Origin of the sequence: Variovorax gossypii (genome assembly GCF_003965815.1) — a bacterium.
In the GTDB taxonomy this organism is placed as follows: Bacteria; Pseudomonadota; Gammaproteobacteria; order Burkholderiales; family Burkholderiaceae_C; genus Variovorax; species Variovorax gossypii.
Genome location: NZ_RXOE01000007.1, coordinates 37170 through 52221 on the forward strand (window position 1 = coordinate 37170; position 15052 = coordinate 52221).

15 protein-coding genes are annotated in these 15052 nt (G+C 69.9%); 10 read left to right on the plus strand and 5 right to left on the minus strand.

The genetic code is table 11. The features are described from left to right. The first annotated feature begins 160 nt into the window (after window positions 1–160). The 4 genes from EJP69_RS22410 to EJP69_RS22425 all read left to right on the plus strand — a co-directional run bounded on the left by EJP69_RS22410 (window position 161) and on the right by EJP69_RS22425 (window position 3689). Entirely contained in the window at window positions 161–1360 is a 1200-nt protein-coding gene (locus EJP69_RS22410) for an acyl-CoA dehydrogenase (RefSeq protein WP_126472556.1), read from the plus strand. A 7-nt stretch (window positions 1361–1367) separates the two neighbouring features. Next, window positions 1368–2606 carry a CaiB/BaiF CoA transferase family protein gene (locus tag EJP69_RS22415; protein WP_126472557.1) on the plus strand — a complete coding sequence of 413 codons (1239 nt, stop codon included), beginning with the start codon at window positions 1368–1370 and terminating at the stop codon, window positions 2604–2606. An 18-nt stretch (window positions 2607–2624) separates the two neighbouring features. Next, on the plus strand, window positions 2625–3056 hold the full coding sequence (locus tag EJP69_RS22420; RefSeq protein WP_126472558.1) for a VOC family protein: 432 nt from the start codon (window positions 2625–2627) through the stop codon (window positions 3054–3056). A gap of 219 nt (window positions 3057–3275) precedes the next feature. Then, window positions 3276–3689 (plus strand): organic hydroperoxide resistance protein, encoded by a 414-nt coding sequence (locus tag EJP69_RS22425; protein WP_126472559.1) that lies wholly within the window; start codon window positions 3276–3278, stop codon window positions 3687–3689. A gap of 15 nt (window positions 3690–3704) precedes the next feature. Here EJP69_RS22425 and EJP69_RS22430 read toward each other — a convergent pair whose 3' ends face one another. Together EJP69_RS22430 and EJP69_RS22435 are read right to left on the minus strand one after the other, a co-directional pair. Beyond that, window positions 3705–4163, minus strand: coding sequence for a CopD family protein (locus tag EJP69_RS22430; protein WP_126472560.1), 459 nt, complete (start codon window positions 4161–4163; stop codon window positions 3705–3707). 59 nt (window positions 4164–4222) lie between these two features. Next, a complete protein-coding gene (locus EJP69_RS22435; protein ID WP_240652266.1) occupies window positions 4223–5224 on the minus strand; it encodes a LysR family transcriptional regulator in 1002 nt (333 codons plus the stop codon). Window positions 5225–5352: 128 nt separating this feature from the next. Between EJP69_RS22435 and EJP69_RS22440 the strand changes: the two genes are divergently transcribed. Genes EJP69_RS22440 through EJP69_RS22450 form a run of 3 tightly spaced genes read left to right on the plus strand, consistent with a single transcriptional unit; the run spans window position 5353 to window position 9299 of the window. Beyond that, on the plus strand, window positions 5353–6696 hold the full coding sequence (locus tag EJP69_RS22440) for a DUF3100 domain-containing protein (protein ID WP_126472561.1): 1344 nt from the start codon (window positions 5353–5355) through the stop codon (window positions 6694–6696). A gap of 30 nt (window positions 6697–6726) precedes the next feature. Continuing rightward, window positions 6727–7917, plus strand: a complete 1191-nt coding sequence (locus EJP69_RS22445; protein WP_126472562.1) for a M20 aminoacylase family protein — start codon at window positions 6727–6729, stop codon at window positions 7915–7917. Further along, window positions 7914–9299 (plus strand): L-serine ammonia-lyase, encoded by a 1386-nt coding sequence (locus EJP69_RS22450; RefSeq protein ID WP_170217216.1) that lies wholly within the window; start codon window positions 7914–7916, stop codon window positions 9297–9299. Before EJP69_RS22445 ends, EJP69_RS22450 begins: the two co-directional genes overlap by 4 nt. Window positions 9300–9321: 22 nt before the next feature. Here the strand turns inward: EJP69_RS22450 and EJP69_RS22455 are convergent, their stop codons facing one another. Next, window positions 9322–9936 carry a VOC family protein gene (locus EJP69_RS22455; RefSeq protein ID WP_126472564.1) on the minus strand — a complete coding sequence of 205 codons (615 nt, stop codon included), beginning with the start codon at window positions 9934–9936 and terminating at the stop codon, window positions 9322–9324. Window positions 9937–9971: 35 nt separating this feature from the next. Further along, a complete protein-coding gene (locus tag EJP69_RS22460; protein ID WP_126472565.1) occupies window positions 9972–10844 on the minus strand; it encodes a fumarylacetoacetate hydrolase family protein in 873 nt (290 codons plus the stop codon). A 138-nt stretch (window positions 10845–10982) separates the two neighbouring features. Here EJP69_RS22460 and EJP69_RS22465 point away from each other — a divergent pair, with 138 nt between their 5' ends. The 3 genes from EJP69_RS22465 to EJP69_RS22475 are packed head-to-tail and all read left to right on the plus strand — an operon-like array spanning window position 10983 to window position 13367. Further along, on the plus strand, window positions 10983–11900 hold the full coding sequence (locus EJP69_RS22465; RefSeq protein ID WP_126472566.1) for a LysR substrate-binding domain-containing protein: 918 nt from the start codon (window positions 10983–10985) through the stop codon (window positions 11898–11900). Between the two features lie 59 nt (window positions 11901–11959). Continuing rightward, entirely contained in the window at window positions 11960–12787 is an 828-nt protein-coding gene (locus EJP69_RS22470; protein WP_126472567.1) for an isocitrate lyase/PEP mutase family protein, read from the plus strand. After that, entirely contained in the window at window positions 12723–13367 is a 645-nt protein-coding gene (locus tag EJP69_RS22475) for a uracil-DNA glycosylase family protein (protein WP_420824231.1), read from the plus strand. Before EJP69_RS22470 ends, EJP69_RS22475 begins: the two co-directional genes overlap by 65 nt. 7 nt (window positions 13368–13374) lie before the next feature. On the opposite strand, the gene EJP69_RS22480 is transcribed toward EJP69_RS22475, so the two are convergent. Further along, a complete protein-coding gene (locus EJP69_RS22480; protein WP_126472569.1) occupies window positions 13375–15051 on the minus strand; it encodes an amidohydrolase in 1677 nt (558 codons plus the stop codon). Window position 15052 lies beyond the last annotated feature (1 nt).

Genomic DNA, 15052 nt, shown 5'->3' on the forward strand with positions numbered 1-15052 from the left:
TCGATGGCTCGTCAATGGAGAAGCCGGTCGAACATCTTGCAAGACATTCTACGAGCGCATATCTGGGTGCGGAATCCTCGTTTGCGTCATGGCCCCCGCGTGGCTAGCATCGCCCCATTCCCCCTCTTTTCTCTTTTTCCCCTTTTCCGGAGACAGCCACATGGCCGCCAAAGCGCAATTCCACTGGGACGACCCCCTTCTTCTCGACCAGCAGCTGACCGACGAAGAACGCATGATCCGCGACGCGGCCAATGCCTACTGCCAGGAGCGCCTGGCTCCCCGCGTGCTCGAAGGCTTCCGCACCGGCGAGACCGACCCCGCCATCTTTCGCGAAATGGGCGCCCTCGGCCTGCTGGGCCCGACGATTCCCGAGCAGTACGGTGGCCCCGGCCTCAACTACGTGGCCTACGGCCTGATCGCCCGTGAAGTCGAGCGCGTCGACTCGGGCTACCGCTCGATGGCCAGCGTGCAGAGCTCGCTGGTGATGGTGCCGATCTTCGAATTCGGTTCCGAGGGCCAGAAGCAGAAGTTCCTGCCCAAGCTCGCTACCGGCGAATGGATCGGCTGCTTCGGCCTGACCGAGCCCGACCACGGCTCCGACCCCGGCGGCATGGCCACGCGCGCCAAGAAGGTTCCGGGCGGCTACTCGCTCACCGGCTCGAAGATGTGGATCAGCAACTCCCCCATCGCCGACGTGTTCGTGGTGTGGGCCAAGGAAGTCAGCGAGAGCGGTGCCGTCGGCCCGATCCGCGGCTTCGTGCTCGAGAAGGGCATGAAGGGCCTGAGCGCCCCGGCGATCCACGGCAAGGTCGGCCTGCGCGCCAGCATCACCGGCGAGATCGTGATGGACGGCGTGTTCTGCCCCGAGGAAAACGCCTTCCCCGAAGTGCAGGGCCTGAAGGGTCCCTTCACCTGCCTGAACAGCGCCCGCTACGGCATCTCGTGGGGCGCGCTCGGCGCCGCCGAAGACTGCTGGCACCGCGCCCGCCAGTACACGCTCGACCGCAAGCAGTTCGGCCGCCCGCTGGCCGCCAACCAGCTCATCCAGAAGAAGCTGGCCGATATGCAGACCGAGATCACGCTGGGCCTGCAGGGCAGCCTGCGCCTTGGCCGCATGAAGGACGAGGGCATCGCCGCGGTGGAAATCACCTCGATCATGAAGCGCAACAACTGCGGCAAGTCGCTCGACATCGCCCGCATGGCGCGCGACATGATGGGCGGCAACGGCATCAGCGACGAGTTCGGCGTGGCCCGCCACCTGGTGAACCTCGAAGTGGTCAACACCTACGAAGGCACGCACGACATCCACGCCCTCATCCTGGGCCGCGCCATCACCGGCATCGCCGCCTTCTCGAACTGATCCGCGCATGACCGGCAAGCCCGCAGCACTCGACGGCATCAAGGTCCTCGATCTGTCCCGCGTGCTCGCGGGCCCGTGGTGCACGCAGATCCTCGCGGACCTGGGCGCCGACGTCGTCAAGATCGAGCGCCCCGGCGTCGGCGACGACACGCGTACCTGGGGCCCGCCCTTCATCAAGGACGCGAACGGCAACGACACCGACCAGGCCAGCTACTTCACCGCCTGCAACCGCAACAAGCGCTCGGTCACGGTCGACATGGCCACGCCCGACGGGCAGGCGCTGTTGAAGCAGATGGCGGCGCAGGCCGACATCGTGGTCGAGAACTTCAAGACCGGCGGCCTCAAGCAGTACGGCCTCGACCACGAGAGCCTGCGCGCGGCCAATCCGCGCCTCATCTACTGCAGCGTGACCGGCTTCGGCCACGACGGCCCGTACGCCGAGCGCGCGGGCTACGACCTGATGATCCAGGCCATGACCGGCATGATGAGCATCACCGGCCGTCCCGACGACGTGCCCGGCGGCGGCCCGCTGCGCGTGGGCGTGGCGCTGACCGACCTGTTCACCGGCGTCTACGCCAGCACCGCCATCCTGGCCGCGCTGCAGGTGCGCGACCGCACCGGCGAAGGCCAGCACATCGACATGGCGCTGCTCGACGTGGGCATGGCCATCCTCGCCAACCAGGCGAGCGCCTTTCTCAATACCGGCAAGGCGCCCGGGCGCCAGGGCAACACGCACCCCAGCCTCGCGCCCTACCAGGACTTCCCGACGCAGGACGGCGCGATGCTGCTGGCCATCGGCAACAACGGCCAGTTCGCGCGCTTCTGCGAGGCCGGCGGCCACCCCGAATGGGCGACCGACGCGCGCTTCGCCACCAACACCCTGCGCGTGAAGCACCGCGGCGTGCTGATTCCGATGATGGAAGAGCTCACGCGCACCCGCACCACCGCCGCATGGGTCACGTTGCTCGAAGACAAGGCCGTGCCCTGCGGCCCCATCAACGATATCGCGCAGGCCTTCGACGACGCGCAGGTCAAGGCGCGAGGCCTCGCGGTCACGCTGCCGCGCGACGCGGGCGACGGCATCGCCAGCATCACCGGCGTGGCGAGCCCGCTGCGCCTTTCGGGCACGCCGCCCGTGCTGCGCCATGCACCGCCGGCGCTGGGTCAGCACACGCAGGAGGTGCTGGCGGAAATGGGCGTCGACGCGGCCCGCTTCGAGGCCCTGCGTTCGGCCGGCGTGGTCTGAACCGATGAGCAGGTCCGCATGACGAACCCGATGCGCCAGCCACCGTTCTCGGTGCTGCGCATCGACCACGTCGTGCTGCGCGTGAAGGACGCCGAGCGTTCCATCGCCTTCTACTGCGGCGTGCTGGGCTGCACCGTCGAGAAACGCCGCGACGACCTGGGGCTCGTGCACCTGCGCGCGGGCGCCAGCCTGATCGACCTCGTCACGCCCGACGGCCCGCTGGGCAGACAGGGCGGGGCGCTCGCCGGCAGCGAAGGCCGCAACGTCGATCACCTCTGCCTGCGCATCGAGCCCTTCGACGAGGCGGCCATCCGCGCGCTGATGGCGCAGAACGGCGTCGCGGTGCACGGCGAGGTGCAGAACAACTTCGGCGCCGAGGGCAACGGCCCCTCGATCTACATCGCCGATCCCGACGGCAACGGCGTCGAACTCAAGGGCCCTGCGGCCTGAGCCTTCCTTCTTCCTGATCCCCTCCGTCCGGAGATTTGTACGCCACTGTGTCTGCATGGCGCAGCGGACACACGCGCATGCAAACCGGCCGGTGGTTCGACACATCGCGGATACAGCCTGTCGATGTAATTCCCGCATCGCCAACGATGCGCATGCAGACGAGGCGATGGAGCCCACAACCAAGTCTTTCGAACCACCTTCCAGTCCAAAGGAATCTCCATGACCGACAAGCAAGTCCTCTACACCGGCAAGACCCACACCACCGGCGGCCGCCTCGGCGCATCGCGCAGCAGCGACGGCCACCTGGACATCCAGCTCTCGCCCCCCGGCGGCAACGGCACGGGCACCAACCCCGAGCAGCTGTTCGCGGCCGGCTGGTCGGCCTGCTTCATCGGCGCCATGGGCAAGGCTGCGGGCACGCTGAAGGTCAAGCTGCCGGCTGACCTGTCGGTGGACGCCGAGGTCGACCTCGTGCTCCAGGAGGGCCAGTACTTCCTGCAGGCGCGCCTGAACATCAGCCTGCCCGGCCTCGACCGCGACACCGCGCGCGCCGTGGTCGACACCGCGCACCAGACCTGCCCCTACTCGAAGCTCACGCGCGGCAACATCGACGTGGAGTTGAACTTGGTCTGAGCGGCGGGGCGGCCGTCAGCCCGCCCGCCCGACGGTCGCCACGCCGAACACGATCACGCCCAGCACGAGGTTCACCGTCACCAGCTTGCGCACCGTGTTCAGCCGCGCGGCCGCCGTTGGCCAGGCGCTTTCGTCCACCGCGCGCCGCATGGCCCTGAATACCGAGGCGCGGATGTAGACGTAGATGGCGAGCATCACGATCGCGATGCTCATCATCGCCTCGATGCGCCAGTGCAGGCCGCGGAAGCCGCCGCCCGCGAGGATCATCGCCACGCCGGTCGCGAAGAGCAGCGTGACCGATGCGTCCACCCCCACGAAGAAGCGCCGCAGCGTCGCGGCCATCATGCGCAGGCGCAGCGGCGGCTCCAGCGTGGCGACGGCCGAGGGGCGCACCGCGAAGTGCATGGTCGCCATGCCGCCGACCCAGAAGGCGGCGCAGAGCAGGTGGATGAAGAGCGGGATGACGTAGGACATGGGGCCCGATCAGAACACCGAAGGGGCGTGGCGCGCAATGTCGCGCCTCATGCCGCGCCTCATGCCGCGCGCTTGCCGGTTTTCCTGGCCGCCTTTTCGACCTTGTCCGCCTTGCCCGTCCCTTCCGGTTTCTCCTCGCCGCCGCCCCCGGAGGCATAGCGGCGCATGTCGGCCACCACGCAGCGCAGCAGCTCCGCGGCCGCCGGCGACAGCATGCGCCCGTGGCGCGACACGATGTGCGAGCGGCCCTGCGACAGCAGCGGGTTCTTCATCGGCAGCTCGACCAGTTCCGGATTGCTCGCGTTGGGCGTGAGCGAGATGCGCGTGCCCAGCGCATAGCCCAGTCCCGCCGACACGAAGTGCCCCAGCGCACTGAACGAGGTGGTGGTCAGCAGCGAGGGCAGGCGCACGCCTTCGCTGATCTCGGCGGCCTCGATGTGCTTGCGCACGCCGAAGCTTCGGTGCAGCGTGGCGCCCGCGTAGGGCAGCAGGTCGCTCAGCTTGAGCGGGCGGCCCAGCTGCGTGAGCGGATGCGAAGCCAGCACCAGCGCCTGGATCGGCTGCGGGTGCGAATGGTGCGAGGTCAGCCGCTCGTCCTTGGGCGGCTGGAACAGCAGGCCGACGTGGGCCCGCTCCTCCACCACCCGCTGCACGATCTCGTCGGTGCTCGCCACGTCGAGGTCGATGGTGATCCGCGGGTGCGTGGTCATGAAGTCGCGCAGGCTGTGGCGCATGAGCCAGTCGACGTATCCCTCGCCGGCCACGATGTCGATGTGGCCGCGCTCGATCTTGCGGATGCCGTCCATCTGCGCCATCAGGTGCTGCTTCTGGCTGTTCTGGCGCCGCACGTAGCCGGCCAGCATCTGGCCCGCGTCGGTGGCGACCACGCCGCGCCCGTGGCGCTCCAGCAGCGGCAGCCCGCACTCCTGCTCGAGGATGCCGATGGCCCGGCTCACGGCCGACGGGTCCATGTCGAGCACCTCCGCGGCGCCGCGCACGGAGCCGCTCTCGAGCACCTGCATGAAGTAGCGCACGCGGCGCGTGTCGAGCCTGTCGTCCATGGCCTTCGTCTCCTGAGTGTTGCATTCAATGCAACAAATATGTCGATTCGCGGTCATTGATGCAAGAGGCCGGCAACCCCAAACTCGCCGGCACCCCGCAGGTCCTGCGCCACACGATGCCCCACGCGATGACATCCACCGCCTCCACCACGCTCGCCGCCGCTGCCCCTTCTTCCTCGGCTTCCGGAAAACTCAGGCTCGTGCTCGTCACCCTGGCCGTCGTGGCCGCGGCCGAGCTGATCGGCCCGGTGCAGTTCAGCGTCGGCCCGGGCAAGGTGGCGCTGCTGCCGATGCTGTGGGCGCTGCTGATCGCGGCCGCATGGGGCATCGCGCACCGCCGCGTGCCGGGCGTGGTGCGGGTGGCGACCGCCGAGCAGTCCTTCGCCGGCGGCCTGCTGAACGCGGGCCTGCTGCTCTTCGTGGTCAAGCTGGGCCTCACGGTCGGCGCCGCGCTGCCGCAAGTGAAGCAGGCCGGCTGGGCGCTGCTGTTTCAGGAGTTCGGCCATGCGCTCGGCACTCTGGCGCTGGGCCTGCCGCTGGCGCTGCTGCTGGGCATCAAGCGCGAGGCGGTGGGTGCCACCTTCTCCGTGGGCCGCGAGGGCAACCTCGTGATCATCGGAGAGAAGTACGGCATGGCCTCGCCCGAGGGCCGCGGCGTGCTGGCCGAGTACATCACCGGCACCGTGCTGGGCGCGCTCTTCATCGCGGTGCTGGCGGGCTTCGTCGCCAGCCTGCACGTCTTCGATCCGCGCTCGCTGGCCATGGGCGCCGGCGTGGGCTCGGGCAGCCTGATGGCGGCGGCGCTGGGCGCCATCGCGGCGCAGCAGCCGGCCGAGATGCTGCCGCAGCTCACCGCCATTGCCGCCGCGTCGAACCTGCTGACCACGGTGGTGGGCTTCTACTTCACGCTGTTCCTGTCGCTGCCGCTGTGCTCGTGGCTCTACGGCAAGCTGGAGCCGGTGCTGGGCCGCTTCTCGAAGCGCGGCTCGCAGGACGCGGGCACGGCGGCCGTCTCGCAGGCCAGCGTCGGCCATGGCGGCGCGATGTCGCTGCGCGACACGCTCATCGCCTGGGCGGTGGTGGGCGGCGGCGTGCTCATCGGCAATTCGCTGACCTACAAGGTGCCTGTGCTGGTGTCGCTCGAAGGCCTGGCCGCGGTGGTGGTCATCGCGCTGATCGTCGAAGGCATCAAGCGCCTCGTGCCGCGCCTGCCGATGGTGCTGGTGCTGTCGGTGGTGGCCACGGTGGCCGGCATTCCGGGGCTGTTTCCGTTCTCCGATGCGCTGATCGCGATCACCGGCAAGCTCAACTTCCTGGCCTTCACCACGCCGGTGCTCGCGCTGGCCGGCTTCTCGGTCGCCAAGGACCTGCCGGTGTTCCGCCAACTGGGCTGGCGCATCGTGGTGGTGTCTCTTACCGCCACCGCCGGCACCTTCCTCGGCGCCACGGTGATCGCCGAATTCTTCCACTGACCCCATTCCACGAGAGAGCTGAAAAGAACCATGTACCGCGACCCCGAAATCGCCGAAGACACCCGCGCCCGCATGCTGGCCTGGCGCCGCGACATCCACGCCAACCCCGAGACGGCCTTCGAGGAGCACCGCACCGCCAACGTCGTCGCCAACGCGCTGATGCTGATGGGCCTGCCCGTGCACCGCGGCCTGGCCGGCACCGGCGTGGTCGGCACGCTGAAGAACGGCGAGGGTCCGAGCATCGCGCTGCGTGCCGACCTCGACGCGCTGAACATGCAGGAGCTGGGCACGCAGCCGCACGCCTCGAAGTGCGTGGGCAAGATGCACGCCTGCGGCCATGACGGCCACACGGCCATGCTGCTGGGCGCGGCCGAGCACCTGTCGCGTCACAAGCCTTTCAAGGGCACGGTGCACTTCGTGTTCCAGCCCGCCGAGGAGAACGAGGGCGGCGGCCGCGTGATGGTCGACGAGGGCCTGTTCGAGCAGTTCCCGGCCGACGCCGTCTACGGCATGCACAACTTCCCGAGCCTGCCGCGCGGCCGGTTCGCTATCCGCAAGGGCACGATGACGGCCTTTCTCGACACCTTCGAGATCGTCGTCACCGGCAAGGGCAGCCACGGCGCCATGCCCGAGACCGGCATCGACTCGGTGGTGGTCTCGGCCCAGCTCGTCAACGCGCTGCAGACCATCGTGAGCCGCCGCACCGGCGCCACCGATTCGGCCGTGGTGAGCGTCACGCAGATCCACGGCGGCGACACCTGGAACGTGATTCCTGAAACGGTGGTGCTGCGCGGCACCGTGCGCACGCTCGACCCCGGCATCCAGGACCAGACCCAGGCCGCCATGCAGCAGATCTGCGACGGCGTGGCCGCCACGCACGGCGCCAAGGTGGCGCTCGACTACCGCCGCGGCTACCCCGGCGTGGTCAACACACCTGCCGAGACCGACGCCGCCATCGCCGCCGCTGCCAGCCTGGTGGAGCTTGCGCAGGTGCACACCGACATCCCGCCCGCCATGGGCTCGGAAGACTTCGCCTTCATGCTGCAGAAGCGCCCGGGCGCCTACATCGGCATCGGCGCGGGCGAGGGCCCGAACGACCCGAACGTGCACAACCCGTACTACGACTTCAACGACAACATCCTGCCGCTGGGCGCGGCCTATTGGGTGGCACTGGTCAAACAGCAGCTTCCTGCATCAAGAGATGAGAGCATGATGCGCTGATGCTCTCAGTCTTCGACATCTTCAAGATCGGCATCGGCCCCTCCAGCTCGCACACCGTGGGGCCGATGCGCGCGGCGCTCATGTTCGCGCGCTCGCTGGAAACGCGCGGCGTGCTCGCCCAGGTGGCGCGGCTGCGCGTGGACCTGTTCGGCTCGCTCGGCGCCACCGGCCACGGCCATGCGACCGACCAGGGCGTGATCCTCGGCCTCTTCGGCGACGCGCCCGACACCGTGCGGCCCGAGACCGTGCAGCCCCGGCTGGAGGAGTTGCGCCGCACCGGCCGGCTGAGCCTGCTGGGCACCACGCCCATCGACTTCGACCGCGTGCGCGACATCGCCTTCCGCGGCGAGGAGTCGCTGCCCGAGCACCCGAACGCCATGTGCTTCACCGCCTTCGCGGCCGATGGCGCCACGCTGGCCGAGGGCAGGTACTTCTCGGTCGGCGGCGGCTTCGTCGTCGAGGGCGGGCAGGCCGTGGCCGCCACGGTGGCAGCCACCGCCGCCGTGCCGCATCCCTTCTCGACCGGTGACGAGCTCATGGCGCAATGCCGCGACAACGGCCTGTCGGTGGCCGCGCTGGTGATGCGCAACGAATGCGCATGGCGCCCCGAGCCAGAGGTGCGCAGCGGCCTGCTGCGCATCTGGGGCGTGATGCAGCAGTGCGTGCAGCGCGGCTTCGGCATCGACAACCCGCTGGCTGCGCAGGCGCTGCCGGGCCCGCTGCGCATGCGCCGCCGCGCGCCCGAACTGCACCGCGAGCTGCTCGCACAGGCCGGCGCAGCCGATCCGCTCGCGGCGATGGACTGGGTCAACGCCTTCGCGATGGCGGTGAACGAGGAGAACGCCGCCGGCGGCCGCGTGGTCACCGCGCCCACCAACGGCGCGGCCGGCGTGGTGCCCGCGGTGATGCACTACTACCAGCGCTTCGTGCCGCAGGCGAGCGACGAAGGCATCGTCGACTTCCTGCTCACCGCCGCGGCCATCGGCATGCTCTACAAGACCAACGCCTCCATCTCGGGCGCCGAGGTCGGCTGCCAGGGCGAGGTCGGCGTGGCCTGCTCGATGGCGGCCGGCGCGCTGGCCGCGGTGCTCGGCGCCACGCCGGCGCAGGTCGAGAACGCGGCCGAGATCGGCATGGAGCACAACCTGGGCCTCACCTGCGACCCGGTCGGTGGCATGGTGCAGATACCGTGCGTGGAGCGCAACGCGATGGGCGCGGTGAAGGCCATCAACGCGGCGCGCATGGCGCTGCGCGGCGACGGCAGCCACTACGTTTCGCTCGACGCCGTGATCCGCACCATGAAGCAGACCGGCGAGGACATGAAGGCGACCTACAAGGAAACCTCGCTCGGCGGCCTCGCGGTGAACGTGGTGGAGTGCTGAGCGCCCTCAGGTCGCGCCGGGCTCAGGGCACGAACATGTCCCACGGCCCCTTGCCTGTCGGCAGCCGCGGCCGCGCGGTGAGCGAAGCCAGCGGCTCGCCGGCCTCGTAGCGCGCGGCCAGCTCGACGGGGTCGAACACCACGCCCATGAAGTTCTCGGCGTAGGCGCCGCCCGCGAAGAAGGCGTCGACTTCCTCGGCCGTCTCGAACACGTCGTGCTGCAGCTCCAGCCGGTGGCCGTCGGGGTCGCGGTAGTACATCGAGATCGTCGGCCCGTGGTTGATGCACCAGTAGGGCAGGATGCCGCGCGTCGCCAGCCGCCGGTGGTTGGCCAGCAGCTCGCCGAGCGAGCCGTAGGTGAAGGCGATGTGCTCCAGCCCCGTGCTCGCGTCGGCCTCGTGCTTCAGCCCCGGCGGCGCGATCAGGCCGATGCGGTGATGCTCGTCGTCGTAGCTCAGGAAGCACAGCATCGCGTTCTCGAAGGCCACGCGGGCCTGCAGCACTTCCAGGTACCAGTCGCGCGAGCGCTCGAGCTCGCCCACGCGCAGCACCACGTGCGCGAGCTTGACGGGACGCAGCGCGGTGCGGGCGAAGTCGGGCAGGGAGCGGCGCGCGGGCAGGGCGATTTCGTCGTTCACGGGTGTCTCCTTTTCTTCTTCGAAGGGCGGTGCGTTCAGGCGGCGTCGGGCTCGGCCACCACGCGGTTCTCGATGTGGCCGATGCCCTCGATCTCCACGCGCACCACGTCGCCCGGCACCAGGTAGCGCGGCGGGTCCATCAGGCCGCCGACGCCGGCGGGGCTGCCGGTGCTCAGCACGTCGCCAGGCTCCAGCGTGAAGGCGGTGCTCAGCTCGACCAGCATCGCCTCGATGCGGTGGATCATCTGCGCCGTGTTGCCGTCCTGCCGCAGCTCGCCGTTGACCCAGGTGCGCAGCCGCAGCGCGTGCGGATCGGCGATCTCGTCGCGCGTCACCAGCCAGGGGCCGAAGGGCCCGTGCGTGTCGAAGGACTTGCCCAGCGTGTGCGTCGGCGCGCGCATCTGCCAGTCGCGCACGCTCATGTCGTTCACGACCACGTAGCCGGCCACCATCGCCATCGCGTCCTCGGCGCGAACATGGCGGCAGCGCCGGCCGATCACCACGCCCAGCTCGCCCTCGTAGTCGAACTGGTCGGACACGCGGGGCTTGTGCACCGCGTCGAAGGGGCCGGCCACGCATGAGACCTGCTTGTTGAACCACACCTGCCCCGGCGGCCGCGTCAGGCCGAGCTTCGCGGCTTCCTCGAGGTGCGAGGCGTAGTTGCCGCCGAGCCCGAGGAACTTGCGCGGCGCGGGAATCGGCGCGGCCAGCCGCACGTCGGACAAGGCCAGGCGCGGCGCATCGGCCAGCGCCGCGTGCAGCCAGGCCATGCCTTCGTCGCCGCGCGCGAGCAGTTCGAGCAGCCCCGCGGGCGCGCCGGGCTGTGCGCTCAGGTCGGCGACTTCATCGTCGTTTCGGACCACGCCGAAGCGAAGCGTGTCGCGATGGTGGAAGCTGGCGAGTTTCATGGCGTGTGCGCGGGCAGGTGGTTGACCGGGAGGTGGTCGATCGATGATGCTGGTGGAACGAACGCGGAACAATTCGCCATAAAAGAACGGATCGTTCCGCCAGCAGAACGAAGAAGACCGAAAAAGACCGGAAGAGACATGGAAGACTTCAACGACCTCGCCCTTTTCGCCCACGTGGTCGAGCAGCAGGGCTTCAGTGCCGCCAGCCGGCACCTGGGCATTCCCAAGTCGCGCCTGAGCCGGCGCGTCTCGCTGCTGGAGGAGCGCATCGGCGTGCGCCTGCTGCAGCGCAGTTCGCGACGGCTGCTGCTCACCAGCGTGGGCCGGCAGTTCTACGAGCGCTGCCAGGCGACCGTGGCGGCCGGCGAGGAAGCCTTCGACGTGGCTCGCCAGGCCACCGCGCAGCCGCAGGGCCTGCTGCGCGTGAGCTGCCCCTTCACGCTCGCGCAGTTCTGGCTCACACCGCTGATTCCGTCCTTCATGCGCGCCTTTCCCGGCGTGCGCCTGCGGCTGGAGGTGAGCAACCGCCGCGTCGACCCGCTGCAGGAGAACATCGACGTGGTGCTGCGCGTGCGGCGCCCGCCCTTCGAGGATTCGAGCCTGGTCGCGCGCCCGCTGGGCAGCACCGTCGACGTGCTGCTTGCCAGCCCCGCGCTGGTGGAGCGGCTGGGCATGCCGCAGTCGCTCGCCGACCTGGCCGCGTGGCCCGTGCTGTCGCTGCCCGCGGAGAACGAGCGCTACCGCTGGGCACTGGAGCGCGGTGCCCAGTCGCATGACTTCGCCTTCACGCCGCACTTCGTGACCGACGACATGTTCGCGCTGAGGCACCTGGCGGAGCAGGGCATGGGGCTCGCGCTGTTGCCCGAGATCATGTGCCGCGATGCCCTCGCCGACGGCAGGCTGCTGCGCCTGTGCGGCGAGTGGGCCTGCGCGGCCAGCGAGATCCAGGCCGCCTTCGCCTCGCGCCGCGGCATGCTGCCGGCGGTGCGCGCCTTCATCGACCACCTGCTGCAAAACCCGCCGGGCGCTGCGGAACCGGGGGCCGGCGTATCCTGACCGCCCTTCCCGCCGTCCTGTTTTCTCCCACGCAACAAGAAAGAAAGCCGAACTCCGCCATGACCCGCACCATCGCCCAGAAACGCGCCGACTTCCGTGCCCTCCACGAACAGGGCTGCTTCGTCATTCCGAACCCCTGGGACACGGGCAGCGCGCGCTTTCTCGAAGGGCTGGGATTCAAGGCGCTGGCCACCACCAGCTCGGGCTTCGCCTGGTCGCAGGGGCATGCGGACGGCGCGATGTCGCGCGAGCACATCCTGGCGCACCTGCGCGAACTCGTGGAAGCCACCGACCTGCCGGTGAACGCCGACTTCGAGAACGGCTTCGCCGCCGACGCGCGGGGCGTGGCCGAGAGCGTGAGCCTCGCCGTCGAGATGGGCGTGGCGGGCCTGTCCATCGAGGACTCGACGGGCAACGCCGCCGATCCGCTCTTTCCCGTCGACGTGGCGGTCGAGCGCCTGCGCGCCGCGCGCAAGGCCATCGATGCATCGGGCGCCGACGTGCTGCTGGTCGGCCGCGCCGAGAACTTCTTCGTGGGCCGGCCCGACCTCGACGACGCCATCGCGCGGCTCAAGGCCTATGCGAACGCGGGCGCCGACTGCCTCTACGCCCCCGGCATCAAGACCCGCGAGCAGATCGCCGCCGTGGTCGCCGCCGCGGGAGGCAAGCCGGTGAACCTGCTCGTGGGCGCGCCCAGCGAACTCACGATGCAGGACATCGCCGAACTCGGCGTGCGCCGCGTGAGCGTGGGTGGCGGGCTGGCGCGCTCGGCCTGGGGCGGTTTCATCCGCGCCGCGCGCACGCTGGCGGAGGGGCGCTTCGATGGTTTCGCCGACGCGGCGCCGGGCGCCGAACTCAACGCCTTCTTCAAGCCCTTCGCCAGCTGAGGCCGTGGACGCGCTGCTCGCCGAGGTGCGCGCCTGCCGCGCGTGCGAGGCGCACCTGCCGCTGGGGCCGCGGCCGGTGGTGCAGGCCAGCACGAGCGCCAGGCTGCTGATCGTCGGGCAGGCGCCCAGCCTCACGGTGCATCAGACGGGCGTGCCGTGGAACGACAGGAGCGGCGACCAGCTTCGCCGCTGGCTCGGCATCGACCGCACGGTGTTCTACGACGCCGCGCGCGTGGCCATCGTGCCGATGGGCTACTGCTACCCGGGTCGCGGCAAGAGCGGCGACCTGCCGCCGCGCCGGGAGTGCGCCGAGCTCTGGCACGACAGGCTTTTCGCGCAGATGAAGCAGGTCGAACTGACGCTGCTCATCGGCCAGTACGCGCAGCGCCACTTTCTGGGCAAGAAGGCGAACGCCGGTGTCACCGAGACCGTGCAGGCCTTCGCCGACTACGCGCCGCGTTTCATTCCGCTGCCGCATCCGTCGCCGCGCAACACGGGCTGGCTCAAGCACCACCCGTGGTTCGAGAGCGACGTGCTGCCGGTGCTGCGCGAGCGGGTGCGGCACGCGCTGGGGCTCTGAACAAGCTTCAGGGCGCGGAAGCCACCGAGGCACCCGCGGCGTTGAATGGCCGCGCTGCGTACACCACGCGCCCGCCCACCACCGTCATCAGCGATGTCGTCTTGCCGATGCGCTCCAGCGGCACGGCGAAGAAGTCCTGGTCGAGCACGGCGAAGTCGGCGAGCTTGCCCACTTCGAGCGTGCCGCGCCTGTTCTCGTCGAAGCTGAACCAGGCGCTGCCGGCGGTGTACAGGCGCAGCGCCTGCTCGCGTGTGGGCGTCTCGTCGGCACCGCGCATGGCCTTGCCGCTCACCGTCTTGCCGTCGAGCATCCACTGCAGTGCGACGAAGGGGTTGTACGAGGCCACGCGATGCGCGTCGGTGCCGGCGCCCACGTTCACGCCGGCGCGCAGCGCTGTGCCTATGGGCGGCATGCGCCGCGCTGCGTCGCCGCGCATGGCGAGCGCGCGGTCGCCCTGGAAGTACATCGCGTCCTGCATGGTCCAGCCGATGCCCAGCGCCTTCATGCGCGCGAGCGTCTGGGGCGAGGCGTCGTCGAGGTGGGCGATGGACCAGCGCAGGTCCTTGATCGGCACCTCGGCGTTCAGCTTCTCGTACAGCCCCAGCAGGTGGTCGACCGAGCCGTTCTCCTGCCAGTGGATGGTGACGGCCAGCTTGCGCTGCGCGGCCCATTTGACGAGCTCGTAGAACTTCGCCTTCGCCGCCTCGTCGGGGAAATTGTTGTTGTACATCGCGAGCGTCACGCGTTCGCCCAGGCCGTTGAACTTGAGCATGTCGTCGCCGAAGCCCATCGGCAGCATCTGCGTCAGGTCGCGGAACTCCTGCAGCTCGGCGCCCGGTTTCTGCGCGAACACGCTGTAGGCCACGCGCAGCGTCAGCGCCTTCTCGCGCCACAGCTCGAACAGCGCCGCGTACTGCGATGGCGCGATGCTGAAGCCGCCCGGGTCCACCAGCCCGGTGATGCCGAGGCGGTTCAGCTCGGTGAAAAAGGCGCGCGTGCCGGCCACGTTGTCGTCGTAGGTGGGCTTGGGCAGCTTGTCGAAGAGCGCCGAGATGCCGACGATGTCGCCGCTCATCCAGCCCGGCGCGCCGTCGGGCGTGGGCTTCATGCCCGCGGGCAGCGTGCCCGGCGCGACGCCCAGCGCTTCCAGCGCCTTGGGCGTCATCACCACCGCCTCGTAGAAGAGCTGCACGTACACCGGGTTGTTCGGCGCGGCCTCCTGCAGCTCGGCCAGCGTGGGGCGGCGGCGTTCGGCGAACTGCTGCTCGGTCCAGCCGCCGGCCACGATCAGCCAGCCGCCGGGGCGCGCGTTCGCCGCGGCGGTGCGGATGCGCGCCATCGCCTCGGCGATGGTGCCGGCGCCGATCCAGTTGACCTCGGTCGAATAGCTCAGCGCGGCGCGCACCGCGTGCATGTGCGAGTCGATCAGGCCCGGAATGACGGTGCGGCCGCCCGCGTCGACCGTGCGTGTCGCGGTGCTCGTGAAAGCGCCCATCTGCGCGGCGCTGCCCACGGCCACGATGCGGCCGTCGCGTACCGCGATCGCCTGCGCCATGGTGCCGGCGGCGTCGAGGGTGGCGATCTTCGCGTTGGTGACGACCAGGTCTGCCGGTTGCGTCTGCGCGGCAGCGGGCAGCAGCAGGCTGGCCGCGATGGCCGCCGCCGAAAGGAGTGCGCGTGCCATG

What these genes read in the sequence shown, in the direction of transcription:
- EJP69_RS22410 (WP_126472556.1), top strand. Translation starts at nt 161, where the DNA reads ATGGCCGCCAAAGCGCAATTCCACTGGGACGACCCCCTTCTTCTCGAC.
- EJP69_RS22415 (WP_126472557.1), top strand. Translation starts at nt 1,368, where the DNA reads ATGACCGGCAAGCCCGCAGCACTCGACGGCATCAAGGTCCTCGATCTG.
- EJP69_RS22420 (WP_126472558.1), top strand. Translation starts at nt 2,625, where the DNA reads ATGACGAACCCGATGCGCCAGCCACCGTTCTCGGTGCTGCGCATCGAC.
- EJP69_RS22425 (WP_126472559.1), top strand. Translation starts at nt 3,276, where the DNA reads ATGACCGACAAGCAAGTCCTCTACACCGGCAAGACCCACACCACCGGC.
- EJP69_RS22430 (WP_126472560.1), bottom strand. Translation starts at nt 4,163, where the DNA reads ATGTCCTACGTCATCCCGCTCTTCATCCACCTGCTCTGCGCCGCCTTC.
- EJP69_RS22435 (WP_240652266.1), bottom strand. Translation starts at nt 5,224, where the DNA reads ATGGACGACAGGCTCGACACGCGCCGCGTGCGCTACTTCATGCAGGTG.
- EJP69_RS22440 (WP_126472561.1), top strand. Translation starts at nt 5,353, where the DNA reads ATGACATCCACCGCCTCCACCACGCTCGCCGCCGCTGCCCCTTCTTCC.
- EJP69_RS22445 (WP_126472562.1), top strand. Translation starts at nt 6,727, where the DNA reads ATGTACCGCGACCCCGAAATCGCCGAAGACACCCGCGCCCGCATGCTG.
- EJP69_RS22460 (WP_126472565.1), bottom strand. Translation starts at nt 10,844, where the DNA reads ATGAAACTCGCCAGCTTCCACCATCGCGACACGCTTCGCTTCGGCGTG.
- EJP69_RS22465 (WP_126472566.1), top strand. Translation starts at nt 10,983, where the DNA reads ATGGAAGACTTCAACGACCTCGCCCTTTTCGCCCACGTGGTCGAGCAG.
- EJP69_RS22470 (WP_126472567.1), top strand. Translation starts at nt 11,960, where the DNA reads ATGACCCGCACCATCGCCCAGAAACGCGCCGACTTCCGTGCCCTCCAC.
- EJP69_RS22475 (WP_420824231.1), top strand. Translation starts at nt 12,723, where the DNA reads ATGGTTTCGCCGACGCGGCGCCGGGCGCCGAACTCAACGCCTTCTTCA.
- EJP69_RS22480 (WP_126472569.1), bottom strand. Translation starts at nt 15,051, where the DNA reads ATGGCACGCGCACTCCTTTCGGCGGCGGCCATCGCGGCCAGCCTGCTG.